This is a genomic window from Streptosporangium sp. H13245 (genome assembly GCF_055690525.1).
This window is the reverse complement of sequence record NZ_JBSZKT010000001.1, coordinates 127,811-149,883: the sequence shown is the minus strand read 5'-3', so window position 1 is coordinate 149,883 and position 22,073 is coordinate 127,811. Positions and strand designations below refer to the sequence as shown.

Genomic DNA, 22,073 nt, shown 5'->3' with positions numbered 1-22,073 from the left:
GGGGGGAAGATCCGGCCCGGGAGACGGAAAGCCCGACGAACACGCAGGTCCAGGGCCTGGTGAGGGGGCGGACGGCGGACCGGAGGGGGTCGCGGCCAAGATTGTGAACACTCACTTTGTGCATCGGTTCACAAAAGGACTAACCTGAATGACAGTGGTTTCACCTCGTCATCCGTCGCGTCCGGGCCGCGCCGGTCGCCTGTCCCCCTGGAGCTCCGGCACGTGATCCGCCGTCTGTCCCAAGCCCGCGAACGCGGCATTCCCGAGGCGACCGTCGCCCGGCTGCCGCTCTATCTGCGAGCGCTGAACGGCATGGCCGAGCGTGGCCTGGCGACCGTGAGCTCGGAGGACCTCGCCGTCGCGGCGGGCGTCAACTCGGCCAAGCTCCGCAAGGATCTCTCCCACCTCGGGTCGTACGGCACCCGCGGGGTCGGCTACGACGTCGAGTACCTCATCTACCAGATCTCCCGTGAGCTGGGCCTCACCCAGGACTGGGCCGTCGCCATCGTCGGAGTCGGTAACCTCGGGCGTGCGCTCGCCAACTACGGGGGGTTCGTCTCCCGGGGGTTCAGGGTCGCGGCGCTGCTCGACGCGGACCCCGAGGTGGTGGGCGACCACATAGCGGGATTGAATGTGGAGCACATCGACGAGCTGGAAGCCGTGATAAGGCGGCGGGGAGTGTCGATCGTGGTGCTCGCGACACCGGCCGTGGCGGCCCAGCAGGTGGCCGACCGGGTCGTCGCCGTGGGAGTCACCAGCATCCTGAACTTCGCCCCTGTCGTCCTTTCAGTGCCGGAAGGCGTTGATATCCGTAAAGTCGACCTATCGATCGAACTCCAGATTTTGGCGTTCCACGAGCAACGCAAGGCGGATCGGATGACTGGGGGGCCCGCGATGGCCGAGGAGTGGCCCGAGGCGGTGGACCTGTGAAGAGACACGGCGCACGAGTCGGCGGGCACGGCATCTCCCGGCTTTCCCGGACGACCGCGACGAGCATGACGATCACCAAGACCATGGCACGTATGAGGACGAATACGGAGACGGCGAGCGCGGGCACGGCGAGTATGAGCACGGTGATCAGCAGTGCGGCGAGCGCCGCTACTCCGTCCGGCCACCTCCCCCCTCGCGACTCCGGAGCCTCCCGGAGCGGCCGGAAGGCGGGGGAGGGCCGATGAGCGTTCTCGTCGTCGGCCTGAGCCACCGGACGGCACCGGTGGCCCTGCTGGAACGGGTCTCCGTCTCCGGCGACTCGCTGGTGAAGCTGCTCCAGGACGTCCAGCAGGACGTCCACGTCGCCGAGGCGATGGTCGTCTCGACGTGCAACAGGGTCGAGGTCTACGCCGAGGTCGACCGGTTCCACGCCGCGGTGACCTCGCTGTCCCGGCTGCTCGGCACCCACTCCGGTGTCCCCATGGAGCAGCTCGCCTCCCACCTCTACGTGCACTACGAGGACCGCGCCGTCGAGCACCTGTTCTCGGTCGGCTCCGGCCTCGACTCGATGGTCGTGGGAGAGGGACAGATCCTCGGCCAGGTGCGTGCGGCGCTCAGGCTCGCCCAGGAGGAGGGCACGCTCGGCCCGACGCTCAACGAGCTCGTCCAGCAGTCACTGCGGGTGGGCAAGCGCTCCCACACCGAGACCGGCATCGACCGGGCGGGCGCCTCCCTCGTCGGCGTGGGGCTCACCCTCGCCGAGCGCGCCCTCGGCCCCCTCCAGGGGAAGCGGGCCCTGGTGGTCGGCGCGGGCTCGATGAGCGCCCTGTCGGCCGCGACCCTGCAGCGGGCGGGAGTCACAGACATCGTGGTGGTCAACCGGACCCACGACCGCGCGGTACGGCTGGCGCAGACGGTCGGCGGCAGGGCCGCCGCGTTCGGCGACCTGACGGCCGAGCTGGCGGAGGCCGACCTGGTCATCTCCTGCACCGGCGCCACCGACGTGATCATCACGGCCGACATGGTGACCCCCCACGAGACGTTCCTGCTGGACCTGGCCCTGCCGCACGACATCGACCCCGCCGTACGGCGGCTGCCCGGTGTGACGCTGGTCGACCTGGAGTCCATGCAGAAGAGCGAGGCCGACGCCGGCACCGACGACGGGGGCCGTGCCGAGGCGGTCACCGCGGTGCGCGCCATCGTCGCAGAGGAGGTCACCGCCTACCTGTCGGCCGAGCGCGCCGCGCGCGTCACGCCGACCGTGGTGGCGCTGCGGAGCAAGGCGGCCGAGGTGGTCGAGGCGGAGCTCGGGCGGCTCGTCGCGCGAGTCCCCGATCTTGAGGGGCGCGTCAGGGACGAGGTCACCCAGACCGTCAGGCGCGTGGTCGACAAGCTGCTCCACGAGCCCACCGTGCGCGTCAAGCAGCTGGCGGAGTCTCCGGCGGGCGATCATTACGCGGAAGCGCTGCGCGAGCTGTTCAATCTTGACCCGAAGGTGCCAGAAGCGGTGCGGCGTATCGAGACGATCGACGCAGAGCCGGGTAAGAACACCGAGCCGAGCAAGAAGGAGGCAGGCCTGTGAGCAGCGTTTCCCCTCCGCTCCGGCTGGGGACGAGGCGGAGCGTCATGGCGACGACGCAGTCGGGCCTGGTCGCCGCTCGCCTCACCGAGCTGACCGGCACGGCCGTCGAGCTGGTCGGCGTCACCACCTTCGGCGACGTGACCAAGGCCGACCTCACGCAGCTCGGCGGCACCGGGGTCTTCGTCAGCGCGCTGCGCGACAAGCTGATCGAGGGCGCGATCGACTTCGCGGTGCACTCGCTGAAGGACCTGCCCACCACGCCCGACCCGCGCGTGGTCATCGCGGCGATCCCGCCGCGCGACGACCCCAGGGACGCCCTGGTGAGCGTCGCCAAGCTGGCCGACCTGCCGCCCGGCGCGACGATCGGCACGGGTTCCCCGCGCCGGATCGCCCAGCTCCGGACGATCCGTCCTGATCTTGAGTACGTGCCCATCCGCGGCAACGCCGACACACGCATCGGCAAGGTGACCTCCGGCGAGCTTCAGGGCGTCGTGCTCGCCGCCGCCGGGCTCGGCCGGCTGGGCCGCGACGCCGAGATCTCCCAGATCTTCGAGGTCGAGGAGATGCTGCCCGCCCCCGGACAGGGGGCGCTGGCCGTGGAGTGCCGTTCCGACCGGGCCGACCTGGTCGAGCTGCTGGGCGTGCTCGACGACGCGGGCACCCGCGCCGCGGTCACCGCCGAGCGCGCGGTGCTCAACGCCCTGGAGGCGGGGTGCGCCGCCCCGGTGGGCGCGTACTCGGTCGAGAACGGGCACGATCTGATCCTTACCGCCGCCGTCGTCGCCGTCGACGGCAGGCGCGCGGTGCGCAAGTCCACCGCCGGAAGCTCTTCCGCGCCCATGGATCTCGGCCGCGACCTCGCGGCCGAGATGATCGCGGAAGGGGCCGGCACGTTGATAGGGGAGCGAGCACATTGAGCTCCGGAAGTACCACCTTCGAGCGCCCGTCCGGGTTCGTCGCCTTCGTCGGCGCCGGTCCCGGTGACGAGGGCCTGCTCACGCTGCGCGGCGCCGACCTGCTCTCCAGGGCGAACGTCGTCATCCTCGACCGGGAGGCGTACGGCCCGCTGTTGCGCCACTGCCGCGAGGACGTCGAGATCGTCGACGCGGCCGAGGACGGCGCCGTCTCACTGAAGGTCGTCAAGGCCGCCAAGGGCGGCAGCGGCGTCGTGCGGCTGTGCGCCGGCGACCCGATGTTCTTCTCCTCGATCACCGAGGAGGTCGCGGCCTGCGCCAAGGCGGATGTGGACTTCGAGATCGTGCCCGGCGTGCCGCCGGCGACGGCGGTGCTCACCTACGCGGGGATCCCCGCCGCGGTCTCGGTCCCCGAGTTCCGGGTCGTGGACGCGACCCAGATCGACGACTGGTCCGCGTACGCCACCGGGGCGGGCACGCTGGTGATCTACAACGGCGTCGCCGAGGCCGTCCCGATCGGCAAGGCGCTGATCGCGGCGGGCCGTCCCGACTCGACGCCCGTGGCGGTCAGCAGCGCGGGCACCACGACCGAGCAGCACACCGTGGTGACCACGCTGGGCCGGCTCGCGCCCGATCTCAAGCACGCGGGGATGGCCGAGCCCGCGCTGATCGTGGTCGGCGAGGCCGTCGGCATGCGCGACCGGCTGTCGTGGTTCGAGACCAAGCCGCTGTTCGGCTGGCGGGTGCTCGTGCCCAGGACCAAGGAGCAGTCGGCCAGCCTGGTCGAGCAGCTGCACTCGTACGGCGCGGTGCCCGAGGAGGTCCCCACGATCTCCGTCGAGCCGCCGCGCACCCCGCAGCAGATGGACCGCGCGATCAAGGGCCTGGTCACCGGACGCTACGAGTGGGTCGCCTTCACCAGCGCGAACGCGGTCAAGGCCGTCCGCGAGAAGTTCGAGGAGTACGGCCTGGACGCCCGCGCGTTCGCCGGGCTCAAGGTCGCGGCCGTGGGCGACAGCACCGCGCGGGCGCTGGTGCGGTTCGGAGTCAAGCCCGACCTGATGCCGTCCGGCGAGCAGTCGTCGGAGGGCCTGCTGGCCGAGTGGCCTCCGTACGACTCGATGCTCGACCCGATCAACCGGGTGCTGCTGCCGCGCGCCGACATCGCGACCGAGACGCTCGTGGCCGGGCTGACCGAGCTCGGCTGGGAGTGCGACGACGTGACCGCCTACCGGACCGTCCGTGCCGCGCCGCCGCCCGCCCCGACCCGCGAGGCCATCAAGGGCGGCGGGTTCGACGCGGTGCTGTTCACCTCGTCGAGCACCGTCCGCAACCTCGTGGGCATCGCGGGCAAGCCGCACAACGTCACGGTGATCGCCGTGATCGGCCCGCAGACCGCGAAGACCGCCGAGGAGTTCGGGCTCCGCGTCGACGTCATGGCCGACAAACCCTCGGCTTCCGCCCTCGCGGCGGCGCTGGCGGAGTATGGTGCCAAGCAGAGGCAGGCCGCGGTCGTGGCGGGGGACACCCCCCGCAGGCCCTCGCAGACCCGGCGGGGAGCCCGGCGCCGCGCGAAGTAACCTTGGAAGTGGCCGCGCCGCCCGCGCACGACGGGCGGGCGGGCCGCGCTTGACGGTCTTGGCTGAGCCTGACGGTCCCGGACAGGCTGGACGGTGTTGGCCCGGCTTGACGGTCCCGGACGAGTGCTGTGAAACCGTACCGGCGTCGCGGCACGGTCGGCATCACGATCAGCGCCGTGTCGCGCCGGTCGGCACCACGTCGCGCCGAGCGGCGAGTCAGGAACACACAACCGAGTTCCTCCGGCCCGCGGTTCCCCACCGGCCGGGGGGAGGGGGAGACACCTATGATGGCCCAGTTCCCTGTCGCGCGTCCGCGCAGGCTCCGTCGTACGGCACCGATGCGCCGGATGGTGGCCGGGACCCGGCTGCACCCGGCGGAGCTCGTGCTGCCGATGTTCGTGAAGGAGGGCATCGGCGAGCCGAACCCGATCGGCTCGATGCCCGGGGTGTTCCAGCACACCCGCGACTCGCTGCGCAAGGCCGCCCACGAGGCCGCCGAGGCCGGGGTCGGCGGGCTGATCCTGTTCGGCATCCCCGAGGTGAAGGACGGCCGGGGGTCGGCGGGCGACGATCCCGAGGGAATCGTCCAGCTGGCCGTGGCCGACCTGGTCGCCGACGTCGGCGACACGATGGTCGTGATGGCCGACACCTGCCTGGACGAGTTCACCGACCACGGTCACTGCGGCGTCCTGACCGCGTCCGGCGAGGTCGACAACGACGCCACCCTGGAGCGCTACGCGGCCGTCGCGGTGGCCCAGGCGCGGGCCGGGGCGCAGGTCATCGCGCCCAGCGGCATGATGGACGGCCAGGTCGCGGCGATCAGGGCGGCACTGGACGGCGACGGCTTCGAGCAGGTCCCGATCCTGGCGTACTCGGCCAAGTACGCCTCGGGGCTGTACGGCCCGTTCCGCGAGGCGGCCGAGTGCGCTCCGCGGTTCGGCGACCGCAACGCCTACCAGCAGGACCCGGCGGGCCCGGTCGGCGAGGCGTTGCGCGAGGTCAGGCTCGACCTTGAGGAGGGCGCCGACGCCGTCATGGTCAAGCCCGCGCTGGCCTACCTCGACATCCTGCGCCAGGTGCGCGACGCCGTGGACGTGCCGGTGGCGGCCTACCAGGTCAGCGGTGAGTACGCCATGGTCGAGGCCGCGGCGGCGAACGGCTGGATCGACCGGGACCGGGTGGTCATGGAGTCGCTGGTCGCGATCCGCAGGGCGGGGGCCGACATGATCCTCACCTACTGGGCCACCGAGGTGGCCGCGAAACTGAGGTGAGACCGGCGGCACGTGCCGAGAACTGGAGGTTCGTCGCTTGATGGAGAAGCGTGTGCGTTAGAGTGCGATAACCGGTGCGGATGTGTCCCAGGTGGCGTAAACCCTGGGTATTTGACGTTCCCACGGACCAGAGTGTGGACAGGTCGATCGCATCCGGGTGGCACGCGGGATGCGCTGACGACGGAGGACACAATGGTCGGGGTACCGATGGTTCGTCGAAGTAGACGGCATGGCCATCCGAAGCAGATGATCAACTCTGTGCTGGAGTACGCGGCCCTGGGCTGGGCGAGCTGTCCCGGCGCGAGGCCGCTGAAGGGTGGTTCGCGCTCCTGCTCCTGCGATCGGGTCGGTTGTCCCGACCCGGGGGCGCATCCGCTCTCGCGGGCCTGGCAGATGCAGGCCACCACCGACCCGACCCTGCTCACCAACTGGTGGCGGTACGAGCCGGAGGCGAACGTGGTCCTCCCCACGGGGCGGGTGTTCGACGTCTTCGACGTACCGCTCGCCGCGGGGCGCACCACCCTCGCGAACATGGACTCCGCCGGAGCCACCTCGGGCCCGGTCGCCGTCAACGGCGACCGGGCCCTGTTCTATGTGGCCACCAGGAACGCCTCCGACGACGAGGACGAGTGGTGGACCTGCGCCCTCGACTTCGGCCCGTCCACCATCGAGGAGATGCCCGGCCTGCGCTGGCACTGCCGCGACAGCTACGTCCTCGCCCCGCCCTCGCTCCTGCCGACCGGCGGGTCCGGCTCGTGGCTGCGCCCGCCCGACGGACGCCCGCTGCCCGACCCTCTCCGCGTCCTCGACTGGCTCGCCGACACCTGCGAGTGAAGCCGCGTTCTCCGGGCCGCTTCGAGGGTTCTCCGGAGTCGTCGGCAGGTCAGGGGGAGCCGCCCAGACCGGCCTCGCGGGCGCGGACGATCGCCTGGGCGCGGTCGGCCACCTGGAGCTTCATGAAGATGTTGGAGACGTGGTTGCGCACGGTCTTGCCGGACAGGGAGAGGATCCCGGCGATCTCGCCGTTGCCCCTGCCCCTGGCGACCAGTTCGAGCACCTCCCGCTCCCGCCCGGTGAGCTCGGGGAAGGCGGTCCTCGCCGGATCGGGCATGCCGGTGAAGTAGGCCAGGACGCGGCGGGCGATCTCGGGGCCGTAGATGGCCTCGCCCGCGGCGACGGCGCGCACGGCGCGGCCGATCTCCTCGGCTCCGGCCTCCTTGAGCAGGTAGCCGCGTGCCCCGGCGCGCACGGCGGCGAACACCGAGTCGTCGTCGCGGAACATGGTCAGCACCAGCACCCCGATCCGCGGGCTGGTCCTGATGATCGTCCTGGTCGACTCGACGCCGTTGCCGCCGGGCATCTGCAGGTCCATCACGACCACGTCGGGCTGGAGCTCGGCGGCCATCGCCACGGCCTCCACGCCGTTGGACGCCTCCCCGACGACCTCGATGTCCATGGCCGCGAGCAGGCCGCGCAGGCCCTGCCGGAAGACCGGGTGGTCGTCCACGATCAGCACGGTGATCACTTGGCCTCCTCCACCGGCAACCTGGCGGTCACCTCCGTACCGCCGCCGGGCCCGCGGCCGATCACGCACGAGCCTCCCACCTCGGCGGCCCGCTCGCGCATCGAGGTCAGCCCGACACCCGCGACCGGGTGCTCCGGCAGGCCGATCCCGTCGTCGGCGACCTCCACGCGCAGCTCGCCCGGCAGGCGGCGCAGCCGGATGAGGACGGTGTCCGCACCGGCATGCCGCCTGGCGTTGGTGAGCGCCTCCTGGGCGATGCGGTAGGCGGCGACCTCGACGGCGGCGGGCAGGTCGTCCAGCGGGCCGTCCGCCGTCACCGCGCTCTCCCCGGCGGCGGCCCGCAGCGCGCCCTCCAGGCCCAGGTCGTCCAGCGCGGGCGGACGCAGGCCGTACACCAGCTCGCGGACCGACGCGATCGTGGCGATCATCTCCTCGCGGACCCGGACCAGCAGTCCCTCCACGGCCCGAGGGTCGGTGTCGAGGCGTCTGCGGGCCTCGTCGAGGGTGAACGTGACGCTGGTCAGCGCCGGGCCGAGCCCGTCGTGCAGCTCCCTGCCCAGCCGGCGGCGCTCCTCGTCGCGGGTGGACCGGATGCGCTCCCGGGAACGGTGCAGGTCGGCGGTGAGCCGTACGGCGTGCGCCAGCTCGGCGAGGTGCCTGGCGAGCACCTCCATCGGCTCGCGGCCCGGCCGGACCCCCGACACCAGCAGGGTCCCGACCCACTCCGCGTGCCAGAACAGCGGCACCTCCCGCGCTCCGGGCCGCAGCTCCCCGTACGTGAACACACGCGCCGCCCCGGCCCGGCCGGTGCGGACCTCGACGCCGACCCCGGTGGCTCCCAGCGCCTCGCGGATCGCGGCCACGGCCTCGTCGAGGGCCGCCGCCGGATCCCGCGCCCCCTGTCCGGTACGGCCCAGCAGGCCGACGACCCGGTAGGGGTCGCGCTCGACGGCGAAGACCCGGTCCACCATCCTCCGCAGGCGGAGCCGCAACGGGTGGAAGATCCCGCCCACGGCCAGCGCCGCGACCATCCTGGCGCCCTGGCCCAGGTCGCTGGCGAGGGCACCGGCCACCCAGATCAGCCCGAAGTAGACCCCTCCGGTGACCGCGACGAGGGAGCCGTAGACCAGCGCGCGGTTGAGCACGACGTCGATGCCGTAGAGGCGGTAGCGCAGCACCGCCGCGATGATCGACAGGGGCAGCCCGGCCATGAAGACGGTCTCCAGGGCCATCAGCAGCCAGGAGCCGGTCGCCGCCTTGACGATCCAGAAGGCCAGGTACACCGTCAGCGCGCCGACGTACCAGGCGATCTGGCGCCGTAGCTCGGTGTCGCCCGCCCGGTAGCGGAAGGCCAGCGACAGCAGGCCGAGCGCGGTGAGCACCATCATCGGGCCGCCGATGTACGACTCCACGGCCGGTGAGATCTCGCGCAGCGCCTCGACGCCGAAGGGGTTCGGGACCGGGAGCTGGCTCTCGAACTCGGGATCGGGGGCCAGTCCCAGGAACAGCGAGTGCCCGACCATGAGGGCCAGGTTGGCGTACAGCACCGGCCGCCAGCGCCGGGAGGGCAACCGGCCGTCGGGGAACAGCAGCGGCAGCAGCGAGATGAGCACGGGAGCGTGCCACAACCACAGCCACATCGCCAGCCACGCGAGGTAGGGGGTGATCCCTCCGGGGTCGGTGAGGTAGGACCAGTGGGCGCCGCTGTAGATCAGGTAGTAGAGACCGCCGACGATCCCGCTGGTCCACAGCAGCCAGGGGACGACCAACCCGGGTCGGCGCGTGATGAGGAACGCGCCCGCGGCCGGGAACAGGATGACGGTCGGGTCCAGGGTGATGAAGGGTTCGGTCCAGGTCGAGGCGCTCAGCTCGGCCAGCCGGACCGCCAGGATGTTGAACACGGGTCCCAGCACCGCACCGGTCCAGACGAGGACGGCCAACGCCACCCTCCGCCGATCTCTCCCGCCGCCCTCGGTGGTGTCCACGTGCGGGCGCGTGTGTGCCCGCGTGTCCGTACGTACGGGTGAGACTGCGGCGGTTTCGCGCACGGGCGAGGTTATGCCGGTTCTGTCCACCGGCGGGATCGCGGTGTCCGTGTTCGTAGGGAAGGTCATGCCGGTTTTGTCCACCGGCGGGATCGCGGTGTTCGTGGGGAAGGTCATGCCGTCTCTGTCCATCGGCGGGATCGTCGCGTGCGAAGGGGAGGTCATGCGGGTTCCGTCCGCCGATGGGATCGTCGCGTGCGCGGGCGATGTCATGTCGTCTCTGTCCGCCGATGGGATCGCGGTGTCCGTGTGCGCGGGGGAGGTCATGCCGTCTCCGTTTTGAGGGGGAGCCGGGCGACGACCTCCGTGCCGCCGCCGGGACGTGGCCCGATCGTGCACGAGCCACCCGCCTCCGCGGCCCGCTCGCGCATGGAGACCAGGCCGACGCCGCCGCGGACCCGTTCCGGCAGGCCGATCCCGTCGTCGGCGACGGAGAGCCGCAGCTCGTCCCCGCCGACCGCGGGATCGGCCTCCGCCTCCACGGAGCCGCGGTGAGGCTCACCGTCGCCCGGCGCGCTGCCCGGCACAGTGTCCAGCGCGCTGCCCGGTGCGGTATCCAGTGCGCTGCCCGGTGCAGTGCCCGGCGCGTCTTCGGACCCGCCTCCGGGGTCCACCGGTTTGGCACGTTCCCTCCCGGCCCGGACCACCTCGACCCGTACCAGGGCGGTGGTGGCCTGGGCGTGGCGGCGGACGTTGGTGAGCGCCTCCTGGGCGATCCGGTAGGCCGCCACCTCCACCGCCGGGGGTACGTCGCCCAGCGAACCGGCCAGCGCGACGTCCACCCTCGGTCCCGGCGCGTTGGCCAGCGAGCGCAGCGAGCCTGCCAGGCCGAGGTCGTTCAGCGCGGGCGGGCGCAGGCCGTACACCAGGTCCCTGACGTCGATGATCGCGGTGCCCATCTGGTCGCGTACCCGGACCAGCAGTTCCTCCACGGCCTCGGGGTCGCGCTCCAGCCGGAGCCTGGCCTCGTCCACGGTCATCGCCAGGCTGGCCAGCGTCGGTCCCAGCCCGTCGTGCAGGTCGCGGCGGAGCCTGCGCCGTTCCTCCTCCCGGCTGGTGAGGATGTGCTCCCTGGAGCGTCGCAGGTCGGCGGTGAGCCGTACGGCGTGCGCCAGCTCGGCCAGGTGCCTGGCCAGCACGTTCAGCAGGTCCGGTGAGGTGCCGGGACCGCTGCTGAGCAGCCGTCCGACGGGTTCTCCGTGCCAGACCAGCGGGGTCTCGACCGGCCGTTCCCCCAGCTCGCCGTCCCGTACGGTCCCGCCGTGGACCTCGACGGCCACGCCGTCGGCGCGGAGGGCCTGGCGGACCAGCACCGCTGCGGTGGCCAGCCCCTCGGCGGGGTCGACGGCCTCCTGGAGGGTACGGCTCAGCCGGTCGGCCACCCGGTAGGGATCGCGCTCGACCCGCAGCAGCCGGTCCACCATCCGCTGCAGGCGCAGCCGCGACGGGTGGAAGACCGCGCCCACGGCGAGTGCCGCGACGAGCCCGGCCACCGGGTCCTGTCCGCCGCCCAGCGTGCCGGTCAGCCAGGTCAGGCCGGAGTAGACACCACCGGCGACCACCGCCAGGGAGCCGTAGACCAGGGCGCCGTTGACCACGGCGTGGACGCCGGGCGGCCGGGACTCCGGCCGCCCGGCAGGGGGTGTCGTCACTGCCATGCTCGAAGGATCTCCCACGGGATGTCCCGCTGTCCCGGGGCTGGTGTCCCGTTTTGCGAGGACATCGGTCCGGACACGGCCGGGTGTGCCCGTGGAGGTATGGCCGTCGCCCCGTGAGCCCGTGAGGAGGTCCGGCCGTGATCGTCCTCCCAAAGGTGATCATTCCCGGCAGAGGTCCGTTCTCCGGTGACTACCCTTGGGGACGTGAGCCGTACTGAGAACTCCGAGGCCCTGTTCGCCCGCGCACGCGAGATCGTCCCCGGGGGCGTCAACTCCCCGGTCCGAGCCTTCGGCGCCGTCGGCGGGACGCCGCGCTTCATGACCTCGGGGCAGGGCCCCTACATCACCGACGTCGACGGCAACCGCTACGTCGACCTGGTCTGCTCGTGGGGGCCGATGATCCTCGGCCACCGGCACCCCGCCGTGATCGAGGCCCTTCAGGAGGCGCTGCGCGACGGCACCTCGTTCGGTACGGCGACACCCGGCGAGGTCGAGCTCGCCGAGGAGATCGTCGCCCGGGTCGAGCCGGTGGAGAAGGTCCGCCTGGTCAGCTCCGGTACCGAGGCCACCATGTCCGCCGTGCGGCTGGCCCGGGGCTTCACCGGCCGGTCCAAGATCGTGAAGTTCGCGGGCTGCTACCACGGCCACGTCGACGCCCTCCTCGCCTCGGCCGGTTCCGGCGTGGTGACCTTCGGCCTGCCCGACACCCCCGGCGTGACCGGCGCCTCGGCCGCCGACACAGTGGTGCTCCCGTACAACTCGGTCGAGGCCGTCACGGAGGCCTTCCAGACCTTCGGCGCCGACATCGCGTGTGTGATCACCGAGGCGTGCCCGGCCAACATGGGCGTCGTCCCGCCGCTTGACGGGTTCAACGCCACGCTGCGCGAGCTGTGCACCGCGCACGGCGCCCTGCTGATCGTCGACGAGGTGCTCACCGGCTTCCGGGTGTCGGAGTCCGGCTGGTACGGGCTGGACCCGGTCGACGCCGACCTCATGACCTTCGGCAAGGTCATGGGCGGCGGCCTGCCCGCCGCCGCGTTCGGCGGGCGCGCGGACGTGATGGCCCACCTCGCGCCGGAGGGGCCGGTCTACCAGGCGGGCACCCTGTCAGGAAACCCGCTGGCCTGCGCGGCCGGTCTGGCCACCCTGCGCGCCTGCGACGAGGGGGTCTACGACCGGGTCGACGCCGCGGCGCTGGTCATCGGCCGTGCCGCCGCCGACGCCCTGGCCGCGGCCGGGGTGCCGCACCGCCTGCAGCGCGCCGGGAGCCTGTTCTCGATCTTCTTCACCGACGAGCGGGTCACCGACTTCGCCGCCGCGCAGAAGCAGAACACCGCCGCCTACCGGGCGTTCTTCCACGCGATGCTCGACCAGGGCGTCTACCTGCCGCCGTCGGCGTACGAGGCGTGGTTCCTGTCCTCCGCCCACGACGACGAGGCCCTCTCCCGTATCGCCGACGCCCTCCCCGCCGCCGCCAAGGCCGCCGCACAGGCTTCCACGTAGTGGGGACCGGCGCTACCTGGGCAGATCGCCGAAGTCGATGGTGATCGGGAAGGGCACCGGGACGGTCAGCCGGTCGTGGTGGATGCCGGTCAGAGCGTACGCGTGGGTGGCGGGGTCGAGCTCGTAGACGTAGACCACGGGGGAGCCGTCGTTGTTCTCCACCCGCCAGAAGTGCGCGATGCCCGCCTCGGCGTAGCGGGACGGCTTGGTCTTGCGGTCGCGGTCCTCGGACTCGGGGGAGACCACCTCGATGGCGAGGTGCACCTCGCCGGGGGTGTAGAACGTCCGCTCGTCGTCATCGGCGGCCTTCGCGTCGACGACCACGACGTCGGGACAGGGGCGCATCCGGTGGCCGAGCTTGACGTCCATCCGGGTCACGACCGCGACGTGACCAGGAGCGCGGATCTTCAAACCGGTCGCCAGACCGGCCAGGACGCGCTGGTGGAAACGTGTCTGGGGAGCGGCGAAGACGAGTGCTCCGTCGATCAGCTCGACGCGCTCGAAGAAGCCTGGTTCGCCGTCAGGGCCTTCGGAGAGGCGGTCGAGGTCGTCGGCGGTCCAGCCTTCCGGGGGTGGCGACGGCCAGTGGTCGAAGGCGGCGTCCATGCCGGTCACCGTAGCTTCCGGTCCTGCCGCCTGTCGGGGTGATTCAGACTCTCTCCGCTTCCGGTGCCCTGTCTGTCAGGGGGGTCGTACGGGCGCGGGTGCCGGCGTAGAGGACGCCGGAGATGATCAGGGCGGCGGCGGCGAGTTTGGCCGGGGAGAGCGGTTCGCCGGTGAACAGGGCGGCCGAGGCCATGCCGAAGGGCGGGATGAGCAGGGCCGACGGGGCGACCACCGAGGCGTCGTAGCGCTTGAGCAGGAAGCCCCAGATGCCGAAGCCGCCGAGGGTGGCGATCAGTGCCACGTAGATCACCGACAGGCTGCCCTCCACCGAGAACTCCAGGCGGGGTACCCCCTCCACCAGCAGGGCCAGGAGCGTCATGGGGATGGCCGCGACCCCGCAGATCCAGACCATGAAGCGGAACGAGTCGGGCGGCGCGGCCTTCCTGATCGCGATGTTGCCCGCGCTCCAGAAGAACGCCGCGCCGACGACCAGCAGGAACGCGCCGATGGGGCCGCCGGTGCCCAGGTCGGCGGCGATCAGCGCCAGACCGGCGAACGCGACCGCCATGCCGGTGATCCGCCGCCGGGTGAGCCGCTCCCCCAGCAGGGCGACCGCCAGGACGCTGGTGAAGACCGCCTGGATCTGGACGACGAGCGAGGTCAGCCCGGCGGGCATGCCCGCCCGCATGCCCATCAGCAGCAGGGTGTACTGCCCGATGCCGAGCGTGGCCCCGGCCACGAGCACCTTCCGCCAGGGCACCCCGGGACCGCCGACGAGCAGTACGGGCGGGGAAGGCGGCCAGCAGGAAGCGCAGCGCCACGTAGAACAGCGGGGGGAAGTGCCGGAGCCCGGCCTCCATGACCACGAAGTTGAAGCCCCACATGGCCGCGAGACCGACGGCGAGGAGGAGATGCCGGGTACGCATGCAATCATCGTCGTTTCCAACGATATTTCAGCACAAGTGAGACTTTCTGACCGATGTCGTTTAGAGTTGCTTACATGTTGGATCTCAACCGGCTCAAGGCCCTGCACGCGGTCTCCGTCTACGGCTCGGTGGGCGCCGCGGCCGAGGCGCTCATGGTGACCCCCTCCGCGGTCTCCCAGCAGCTGGCCAAGCTGGAGCGGGAGACGGGCGCGACCCTGCTGGAGCGCAACGGGCGCGGGGTGCGGCTCACCGACGCGGCCGGGCTGCTCGCCGACCACGCCGAGCGCATCCTCGCGCTGGTCGAGACGGCGGAGGCCGACTTCGAGGCGCTGCGCGGCGCGGTCGTGGGGCGGCTGAGCATCGGCGCCTTCCCCACGGCGGCCCGGGGCCTGATGCCCGCCGCGCTCACCCTGCTGCGCAGGCGCCACCCCGACCTGCGCCTCCAGCTCATGGAGCGCGAGCCGGAACGGCAGATCCGCGAGGTGGCCAGGGGCGAGCTCGACCTCGCGGTGATCCAGGACTGGATGAACCGCCCGGTGGCGATCCCCGAAGGGCTGTCCCGGGCCACGCTCTTCGACGACATCGCCGACGCGATCCTGCCCGCGTCCCACCCGCTGGCGGGCCGTCCCGAGATCGAGCTCGCCGAGCTGTCCGGGGAGCAGTGGATCAGCTCCGCACCCGGCACGATCTGCCACGACTGGCTGGTCCACACGTTGCGCTCGGCCGAGCTGGAGCCGGACATCACCTGCATGACGGACGAGTATCCGACCCAGATGGCCCTCGTCGCGGCGGAGCAGGGATGCGCCATCATCCCCCGGCTGGGCCGCGACTTCGTCCCGCCGGGGGTACGGGTCGTCCCGATCAGGTCGCGCCCGACGCGCAGGATCTACGCGCTCTGGCGGAACGACGCCGCCCGCCGCCCGGCCATCCGCGCCGCGGTCGAGGCGCTGAAGGCCGTCTCCGCCGACTTCCGCGGCCCCGTGTCCGAGCCCGCCGGGCCTGTCAAGCCCATGGCGGTCCCGGTGACGGCTCCGGCGACGGCCTCCCCGGTGGTCCCGGGTGGCCCCGGCGGCTCCGGGTGACGTCTCGGGCGGATGCCGGGCGTTCGCTTACTCTTGGCTCCCTCGGCTTCCGGCCCCCGGCGGGCTCGGTGTAGGGCGCCGCTAGCTGAGGGCGATCGTCACCACGCCGCCGACGATGACGCAGGCGGACAGCAGCCGCCGGGTCAGGTCGCCCTCGGCCAGCAGCCTGCCGCCGAGCAGCACCGCCACGAGCACGCTCACCTCCCGTACCGGGGCCACCACGCTGATCGGCGAGAACGTGAACGCGGTCAGCGCCAGGACGTAGGAGAGCGGCATCAGTACCGCCGCGCCCAGCACCCGCGCCCGGTGCTCGTGCCAGACGGGCGGGATCAGGCCCCTGCGGCGGGAGCCGAGCGCCGACGGGGTCAGGACCAGGGTGCGGGAGAGGTCGCAACCGTAGTTGAGCAGGATCGGCGCCACCGCGAAGACGCTCACGACCTGCTTGTCCCAGACGGTGTACGCCGCGATGAACAGCCCGGTGGCCAGCCCGAACCCGATCCCGCTCAGGTCCTGACGGCTGGGCCCGCGCGCCGTGCCGAGCAGGAGGACGCCCACCCCGACCAGCAGGATCCCGGCGATGCCCGCGGGGCCCGGCCGCTCACCGAGGAACAGGATGGCGACCAGGCTGGCCAGCAGCGGCCCGGTACCGCGGGCGATCGGGTAGACCATCGACAGGTCGCCGTGCCGGTAGCCGCGCTGGAGCAGCATGAAGTAGCCCAGGTGCAACGTGGTGCTCGCGGCGATCACCCCGAGATCGGCCCAGGAGGGGCCGGTGCCGCCGAGAAGGAGGTAGCCCACCGCGACCGGCGTCCAGAGCAGCGTGGACGCGGCGGCCACCATCCAGACGAAGACGACGCCGTCGGCCTCGGCCGCCTGCTTGCTCATCAGGTTCCAGCAGGCGTGGGCGACGGCGGAGGCGAGAACGAGGGCGAGCGCGAGGGGACTCACGGAGGCGACCCCATTGAAAAGAGGACGAGCACAGAGGGGCTCACGGAGGCGACTCCCCTGGGGAGAGGACGAGCACAGGGAGGCTCACGGGGCGACCCTCCTGAGGAGAGGAAGCACAGAGGGGCTCACGAAGGCGACCCTCCTGAGGAGAAGACGAGCACAGGGGGGCTCACGGAGGCGACCCCCCTGAGGCTCACGGAGGCGACCCTCCCGAGGAGAGGGCGAGCGCAGGGGGAGGCTCACGCGGGCGACCCTATCCTGCCCCATATTCCGCCCCATCAGCCCCGAGTGGCCCACCTGCCCGGCCACCACCCCTTACCTGTCGGTAAGCTGGCGGGACCATGGCTGAGACCACCGTCGTTCACCTCCTGCGCCACGGTGAGGTGCACAATCCCGCCAACGTCCTGTACGGCAGGCTTCCCGACTACCACCTCTCCGACAACGGCCGCCAGATGGCCGAGACGGTGGCGAAGGCGGTCGCCGGACGTGACGTCACCGCGCTGTTCTCCTCGCCGCTGGAGCGTGCCCAGGAGACGGCGGCCCCGTTCGCCGAGACCTTCCACCTGGACGTCACGATCGACGAGCGGCTCATCGAGGCCGAGAACATCTTCGAGGGCCTCTCCCTCGGCAGGGGCGACACCCTCTTCCGCAACCCGCGCTTCTACCGCTACCTGTGGAACCCGGTCCGCCCCTCCTGGGGGGAGCGCTACACCCACCTGGTCAGCCGGATGAGGGCCGCGATCGACGCCGCCCGCGACGCGGCGCGCGGCCATGAGGCGATCATGGTCAGCCACCAGCTCCCGATCTGGACCATCAGGCTCGCGGCCGAGGGCAGGCGCCTGCCGCACGACCCGCGCCGCAGGCAGTGCGGCCTCGCCAGTCTCACGAGCTTCTCCTTCGAGGGAAACCGTCTGATCAGCGTCGGATACAGCGAGCCCGCGGCGGCGCTCGTCAAACGCCCCACTGTGCCGGGCGCCTGACCCCGCCGGTACAGTGATTGCTCTACCGCTTGTAGTACAAGGAGCCTCCGTCACCCATGCGCGCACAATCCTTCGCCGCCGCCGCGCTGCTGATCGCCGTGGCCGGGTGCGCCGGAAACCAGGGATCGCAGCCGCAGACCGGCGACACCCGCTTCGTGGCGGGCGACGGAAAGATCACCCTGTTCCAGGCCGCTGACCGCAAGGTCGCCCCGCAGGTCCAGGGGGAGACCCTCGACGGGGGTACCGCGACCCTCGCGGCCCACAAGGGCAAGATCGTGGTGATCAACTTCTGGGCCTCCTGGTGCGCGCCCTGCCGGGCCGAGGCGCCGGTGCTCAAGGACATCTCCGCCAAGACGAAGGCGGACGGCGTGGAGTTCCTCGGCATCGACTTCAAGGACCGCAAGGCCGACGCGCTCGCGTTCGAACGCAGCCACCAATCGGGGTACCCGAGCATCTTCGACCAGCCGGGCAAGGTCGCGCTCTCCTTCCAGGGCACGGTCCCGCCCGCGGCCATCCCCTCCACCCTGATCATCGACCGTCAGGGCCGGATCGCCGCCAGGGCCCTCGGCGCGGTCAAGTACAAGGATCTCCTCAACGCCGTGACCAAGGTCGGCGATGAGCGATAACGGCTCCGGACGACGGCCGGAGCCGCGATGAGCGCCGACCTCGTGGGCACCGTCGCCGGTGGCTCGCTGGCGCTGGCGCTGCCGATCGCGGTCGCGGCCGGGCTGGTGTCGTTCCTGTCGCCGTGCGTGCTGCCGCTGGTCCCCGGCTACCTGTCGTACGTGACCGGTATGAGCGCCGACCCCCGGCGGGGGCGCATGGTCGCGGGCATCGTGCTGTTCGTCCTGGGCTTCGCCTTCGTGTTCGTGGCCGGGGGAGCGCTCTTCGGCGGCCTCGGCTCGGCCCTGTTCGGCAACGCCGGGATCATCACGCGGGTGCTGGGCGCCCTCACGATCGTGCTCGGCCTGGCCTTCATGGGGGTCGTCCCCGGCCTGCGGCGGGACTTCCGCATCCAACGGCTCCCGGCCGCGGGCCTGGCCGGGGCACCCCTGCTCGGCGTGGTGTTCGGCCTGGGCTGGACCCCCTGCATCGGCCCCACCCTCGGGGTCGTGCTCACCCTCGGCCTGAACGAGGGCAGCGCCGGGCGCGGCGCGATCCTCGCCTTCGCGTACGCGCTCGGCCTCGGCCTGCCGTTCGTGGCGGCCGGGCTGGCGTACAGCAGGGCGCTGAGGACGTTCAAGGCGGTACGCAGGCACTCGCGGCTGATCACGCGGGCGGGCGGCGTGATGCTGGTCGTCGTCGGCGTGCTGCTCGTCACCGGGCTGTGGGAGCAGCTCGTCGCGATGACCCAGGGCTGGGTCGGCGGATTCGAGCCGGTGATCTGATGGTGTCCGTCGACCCGAAGACGGGGGAGCGAGCGGTGGACGAGGCGCGGCGGCCCGCGGGCCTGGGAGTCGTGGGGTGGGCGCGCTGGTTCTGGCGGACGCTCACCTCGATGCGGACCGCGCTGATCCTGCTGTTCCTGTTCGCCCTGGGCTCCATCCCCGGCTCGATCTGGCCGCAGCGCGGTGTCTCCGACGCCAAGGTCTTCCAGTACTTCGAGGACAGCCCCGGGCTCGCCGAGTGGCTGGACAGGTTCTGGCTGTTCGACGTGTTCAGGGCGCCCTGGTTCGCGGCGATCTACCTTCTGCTGTTCGTGTCCCTGATCGGCTGCGTGCTCCCCCGTACCGCGACCCACCTGCGGGAGCTGCGCAGGAAGCCGCCCGCGGCGCCGCGCAACCTGGGCAGGCTGCCGCAGCACGCCGCCTTCGAGGCCGACCTCACCGTCGAGGAGGCCGCCGCGAGGCTGCGCGCCAGGCGGTTCCGGGTGACCACGGGGCCGGACTGGGTCGCCGGGGAGAAGGGCTACCTGCGCGAGACCGGCAACCTGCTGTTCCACGTCGCCCTGCTCGGCCTGCTGGTCGCGGTCGGGGCCGGGGCGCTGTACGGCTACCGGGGCAACGTGCTGGTCGTGGAGGGCGAGGGGTTCGCCAACACGGTCGCGGCCTACGACCGCTACATGCCGGGCCCCCAGGTGAACGCCGAGTCGCTGGAGCCGTTCTCCTTCACCGTCGACGACTTCCAGGCGACCTACATCGCGAAGGGCGAGAAGGCGGGCCAGGCCCTCGACTACGAGGCCAGGCTCAAGGTCGAGGACGCCCCCGGCGCCGCCCCGCGCGACTACGTCCTGAAGGTCAACGAGCCGCTGGACGTCAACGGCACGCTGAGCTACCTGATCGACCACGGCTATGCGCCGACCTTCAGGATCACCGACGGCGAGGGCCAGGTCGCCTTCGACGGTCCGGTGCCCTGCCTGGTCGTCCAGCCCGCCACCTTCACCTCCGAGTGCGTGATCAAGGTCCCGGACGCGCGGCCCGAGCAGCTCGGCGTCCTCGTCGGCTTCCTGCCGACGACCGTCCCGGTGGGCTCGGAGTGGGTCTCGGTCTTCCCCGGCGCCGCCAACCCCACCGCCCAGGTGTACGGCGCCTTCGCCGGTGACCTGGGCCTGAAGGACGGCCGCCCGCAGTCGGTCTACGAGCTGGACCCGGCGAGCCTGAAGAAGATGAAGCCGCTGGTCATGAAGGCCGACCCGCTGGCGGTCGGCAAGAAGCTCACGCTCCCGAACGGCGCGGGCTCGATCGAGTTCACCGGCGTCAGGGAGTGGATCGCCCTGCAGATCACCCACGACCCGGGCCGGATGCCCGCGTTCGTGGCCTCGGTCCTCGCCGTCGTCGGCCTGGTGCTGACCCTGACCGTACGCCGCCGCAGGATATGGGTCCGGATCCACGAGGACCGCCGGGTCGAGGCGGGCGGCCTCACGCGCACCGAGGGCGGCGATTTCAGCGACGAGTTCACCGAGATCGTCTCCGCATTGAACCCAGGAGTTCCGAATTCAGGAGTGAAGGATGTCCGCTGAGGTCGACGCCGGCCTCGCCACGTTGAGCGACCAGCTCATCCTGGCGACGGTGCTGCTCTACGTCTCCGCAATGATCGCCTACGCCCTCGACCTGGCCTTCGGCCGGTCGGCGAGGGCTTCGGCCCGGGTGAAGGTGCCCGTCCTGGCCACCGTCGGCGGAGGCGAGAGCCCGGCCGGTGCCGCCGAGGGCGTTCCCGCCGAGAAGGCGCCCCCCGCCTGGGCGGTGTGGGCGGGGCCGGTGGCCGTCGGGCTGAGCTGGCTCGGCTGGGCCGCCAACCTCGCCTCCCTCCTCACCCGCGGCCTGGCCGTGGACCGGTGGCCGTGGGGCAACATGTACGAGTTCGTGGTCGCCATGTGCTTCGCGGCGGTGAGCGCGTTCCTGTTCATGCAGCTCCGCTACCCGGTCCGTTTCCTGGGCGCGTTCGTCACGGTCGCCGCCGCGCTGGGGCTCGGTTTCGCCGTCCGGTACCTGCACGTGCAGGCCGGTCCCGTGGTGCCCGCGCTGAACTCGTACTGGGTCGCGATCCACGTCTCGGCGGCGATCGTCGCCAGCGGGCTGTTCATCGTGGCCGGGGTCTCCGGCATCCTCTATCTGGTCAGGAAGGACACCGCGGTCAGGCTGCCGTCCCGGCAGGACCTGGAGCGGGTCGCGCACCGGGCCATCGTGATCGGCTTCCCGATCTGGACCTTCGCCGTCATCGCCGGAGCTCTCTGGGCCGACAAGGCCTGGGGCCGCTACTGGGGCTGGGACCCCAAGGAGATCTGGGCGTTCATCACCTGGATCGCCTATGCCGCCTACCTGCACGCCAGGGCCACCGCGGGCTGGAAGGGCAGGGCGGCCATGATCGTGCAGCTCGTCGCCTTCGCCTGCCTGCTGTTCAACCTGGTCGGGGTGAACATTTTCCTCGGCGGCCTGCACTCCTACGCCGAGGTTCCCGGCTGATTCTCGACACCGGCTGATTCTCGACACCGAGATTTCCCCGGGCCGAATTTTCCCATCGGAATTTCCGGCCGCATTTCCCCGCCGGGGTTCCCGTTGATTTCCACGCGGGATTCCCGGCGGTTTCACGCCGGAATTCGGTCGTCCGCAAGGGGGCGTACCGGTCGGTCGATCGCCGTCTCAGTCGTCGTCGCGCAGGCGGCGGTCGAGGTCCTTGAGGAAGTCGGGGTCGTCGTCGGGGCCCTTGGGAGCCTCGGGGCGCGGCGGCCTGTCCTCGGCCAGGAGGGAGCGGGGCGCCCTGGGACCGGTCGGCCGGCCGAGCAGCAGCCAGAAGGTCCCTCCGGCGATCGGCATCAGCACCACGATGAGCACCCAGAGGAGCTTGGGAAGGTTCCTGGACTCCTCGTCCGGCGTGGTGATGACGTCGAACAGGCAGTAGAGCCAGAAGGCGAGTATCGCCAGACCGACAAGCAGGGGCATGCCCGAACTGTAAGCCATCGTGGGACCTGCTGCGGTCCGGCTCCGCGTTACGGATGACTGGCAAGGCTCCCACCCCGTACCGTAGACCCGTTGCCACTTCCCCAGGGGGTGTGATGGCACATTCGGGCGACAAGGGCCGCCATC

At 71.7% G+C, this 22,073-nt stretch carries 21 protein-coding genes; 14 read left to right on the top strand and 7 right to left on the bottom strand.

What is annotated here, in order from left to right; translation table 11 throughout:
* Positions 1 to 222: 222 nt before the first annotated feature.
* From ACW9TB_RS00725 to ACW9TB_RS00700, 6 genes are all read left to right on the top strand, one after another.
* Complete coding sequence (locus ACW9TB_RS00725; protein ID WP_329089022.1) at positions 223 to 930, top strand: redox-sensing transcriptional repressor Rex; 708 nt, start codon at positions 223 to 225, stop codon at positions 928 to 930.
* Positions 931 to 1,171: 241 nt separating this feature from the next.
* Positions 1,172 to 2,512, top strand: coding sequence for a glutamyl-tRNA reductase (locus tag ACW9TB_RS00720; protein ID WP_472745931.1), 1,341 nt, complete (start codon positions 1,172 to 1,174; stop codon positions 2,510 to 2,512).
* Entirely contained in the window at positions 2,509 to 3,429 is a 921-nt protein-coding gene (hemC, locus tag ACW9TB_RS00715; RefSeq protein ID WP_472745930.1) for a hydroxymethylbilane synthase, read from the top strand. The genes ACW9TB_RS00720 and hemC overlap by 4 nt, the downstream gene beginning before the upstream one ends.
* Positions 3,426 to 5,006, top strand: coding sequence for a bifunctional uroporphyrinogen-III C-methyltransferase/uroporphyrinogen-III synthase (locus tag ACW9TB_RS00710; protein WP_472745929.1), 1,581 nt, complete (start codon positions 3,426 to 3,428; stop codon positions 5,004 to 5,006). The genes hemC and ACW9TB_RS00710 overlap by 4 nt, the downstream gene beginning before the upstream one ends.
* Before the next feature lie 284 nt (positions 5,007 to 5,290).
* On the top strand, positions 5,291 to 6,277 hold the full coding sequence (hemB, locus tag ACW9TB_RS00705; RefSeq protein WP_472745928.1) for a porphobilinogen synthase: 987 nt from the start codon (positions 5,291 to 5,293) through the stop codon (positions 6,275 to 6,277).
* 192 nt (positions 6,278 to 6,469) lie between these two features.
* Entirely contained in the window at positions 6,470 to 7,111 is a 642-nt protein-coding gene (locus tag ACW9TB_RS00700; protein ID WP_472745927.1) for a bifunctional DNA primase/polymerase, read from the top strand.
* 49 nt (positions 7,112 to 7,160) lie between these two features.
* Here the strand turns inward: ACW9TB_RS00700 and ACW9TB_RS00695 are convergent, their stop codons facing one another.
* Positions 7,161 to 7,802 (bottom strand): response regulator transcription factor, encoded by a 642-nt coding sequence (locus ACW9TB_RS00695; protein ID WP_472745926.1) that lies wholly within the window; start codon positions 7,800 to 7,802, stop codon positions 7,161 to 7,163.
* Positions 7,799 to 9,748: a sensor histidine kinase gene (locus ACW9TB_RS00690; protein ID WP_472746516.1), complete on the bottom strand. Its 1,950-nt coding sequence runs from the start codon at positions 9,746 to 9,748 to the stop codon at positions 7,799 to 7,801. The genes ACW9TB_RS00695 and ACW9TB_RS00690 overlap by 4 nt, the downstream gene beginning before the upstream one ends.
* 61 nt (positions 9,749 to 9,809) lie before the next feature.
* Here ACW9TB_RS00690 and ACW9TB_RS00685 point away from each other — a divergent pair, with 61 nt between their 5' ends.
* Entirely contained in the window at positions 9,810 to 10,130 is a 321-nt protein-coding gene (locus tag ACW9TB_RS00685; RefSeq protein ID WP_472745925.1) for a hypothetical protein, read from the top strand.
* Here the strand turns inward: ACW9TB_RS00685 and ACW9TB_RS00680 are convergent.
* Positions 10,111 to 11,505, bottom strand: a complete 1,395-nt coding sequence (locus ACW9TB_RS00680) for a sensor histidine kinase (RefSeq protein ID WP_472745924.1) — start codon at positions 11,503 to 11,505, stop codon at positions 10,111 to 10,113. The genes ACW9TB_RS00685 and ACW9TB_RS00680 overlap by 20 nt on opposite strands.
* Before the next feature lie 204 nt (positions 11,506 to 11,709).
* Between ACW9TB_RS00680 and hemL the strand changes: the two genes are divergently transcribed.
* Positions 11,710 to 13,008, top strand: a complete 1,299-nt coding sequence (gene hemL / locus ACW9TB_RS00675) for a glutamate-1-semialdehyde 2,1-aminomutase (protein WP_472745923.1) — start codon at positions 11,710 to 11,712, stop codon at positions 13,006 to 13,008.
* A 12-nt stretch (positions 13,009 to 13,020) separates the two neighbouring features.
* On the opposite strand, the gene ACW9TB_RS00670 is transcribed toward hemL, so the two are convergent.
* Positions 13,021 to 13,614: a Uma2 family endonuclease gene (locus ACW9TB_RS00670; RefSeq protein ID WP_472745922.1), complete on the bottom strand. Its 594-nt coding sequence runs from the start codon at positions 13,612 to 13,614 to the stop codon at positions 13,021 to 13,023.
* 43 nt (positions 13,615 to 13,657) lie between these two features.
* Complete coding sequence (locus ACW9TB_RS00665) at positions 13,658 to 14,548, bottom strand: EamA family transporter (protein WP_472745921.1); 891 nt, start codon at positions 14,546 to 14,548, stop codon at positions 13,658 to 13,660.
* A 66-nt stretch (positions 14,549 to 14,614) separates the two neighbouring features.
* Between ACW9TB_RS00665 and ACW9TB_RS00660 the strand changes: the two genes are divergently transcribed.
* Positions 14,615 to 15,622, top strand: coding sequence for a LysR family transcriptional regulator (locus ACW9TB_RS00660; RefSeq protein WP_472745920.1), 1,008 nt, complete (start codon positions 14,615 to 14,617; stop codon positions 15,620 to 15,622).
* An 81-nt stretch (positions 15,623 to 15,703) separates the two neighbouring features.
* On the opposite strand, the gene ACW9TB_RS00655 is transcribed toward ACW9TB_RS00660, so the two are convergent.
* The gene (locus ACW9TB_RS00655) at positions 15,704 to 16,570 is read right to left on the bottom strand and encodes an EamA family transporter (protein ID WP_472745919.1); all 867 of its coding nucleotides are present in this window, start codon (positions 16,568 to 16,570) and stop codon (positions 15,704 to 15,706) included.
* 341 nt (positions 16,571 to 16,911) lie between these two features.
* On the opposite strand from ACW9TB_RS00655, the gene ACW9TB_RS00650 reads away from it, so the two are divergent.
* The 5 genes from ACW9TB_RS00650 to ccsA are packed head-to-tail and all read left to right on the top strand — an operon-like array spanning position 16,912 to position 21,452.
* A complete protein-coding gene (locus tag ACW9TB_RS00650; protein WP_472745918.1) occupies positions 16,912 to 17,550 on the top strand; it encodes a histidine phosphatase family protein in 639 nt (212 codons plus the stop codon).
* 56 nt (positions 17,551 to 17,606) lie between these two features.
* Complete coding sequence (locus ACW9TB_RS00645) at positions 17,607 to 18,176, top strand: TlpA family protein disulfide reductase (RefSeq protein ID WP_472745917.1); 570 nt, start codon at positions 17,607 to 17,609, stop codon at positions 18,174 to 18,176.
* Between the two features lie 27 nt (positions 18,177 to 18,203).
* Positions 18,204 to 18,938, top strand: coding sequence for a cytochrome c biogenesis CcdA family protein (locus tag ACW9TB_RS00640; RefSeq protein ID WP_472745916.1), 735 nt, complete (start codon positions 18,204 to 18,206; stop codon positions 18,936 to 18,938).
* The gene (gene resB, locus ACW9TB_RS00635) at positions 18,938 to 20,509 is read left to right on the top strand and encodes a cytochrome c biogenesis protein ResB (protein ID WP_472745915.1); all 1,572 of its coding nucleotides are present in this window, start codon (positions 18,938 to 18,940) and stop codon (positions 20,507 to 20,509) included. The genes ACW9TB_RS00640 and resB overlap by 1 nt, the downstream gene beginning before the upstream one ends.
* A complete protein-coding gene (gene ccsA / locus ACW9TB_RS00630) occupies positions 20,499 to 21,452 on the top strand; it encodes a cytochrome c biogenesis protein CcsA (RefSeq protein WP_472745914.1) in 954 nt (317 codons plus the stop codon). Before resB ends, ccsA begins: the two co-directional genes overlap by 11 nt.
* A gap of 177 nt (positions 21,453 to 21,629) precedes the next feature.
* Here the strand turns inward: ccsA and ACW9TB_RS00625 are convergent, their stop codons facing one another.
* Positions 21,630 to 21,929, bottom strand: a complete 300-nt coding sequence (locus ACW9TB_RS00625) for a PLD nuclease N-terminal domain-containing protein (protein WP_472745913.1) — start codon at positions 21,927 to 21,929, stop codon at positions 21,630 to 21,632.
* Positions 21,930 to 22,073 lie beyond the last annotated feature (144 nt).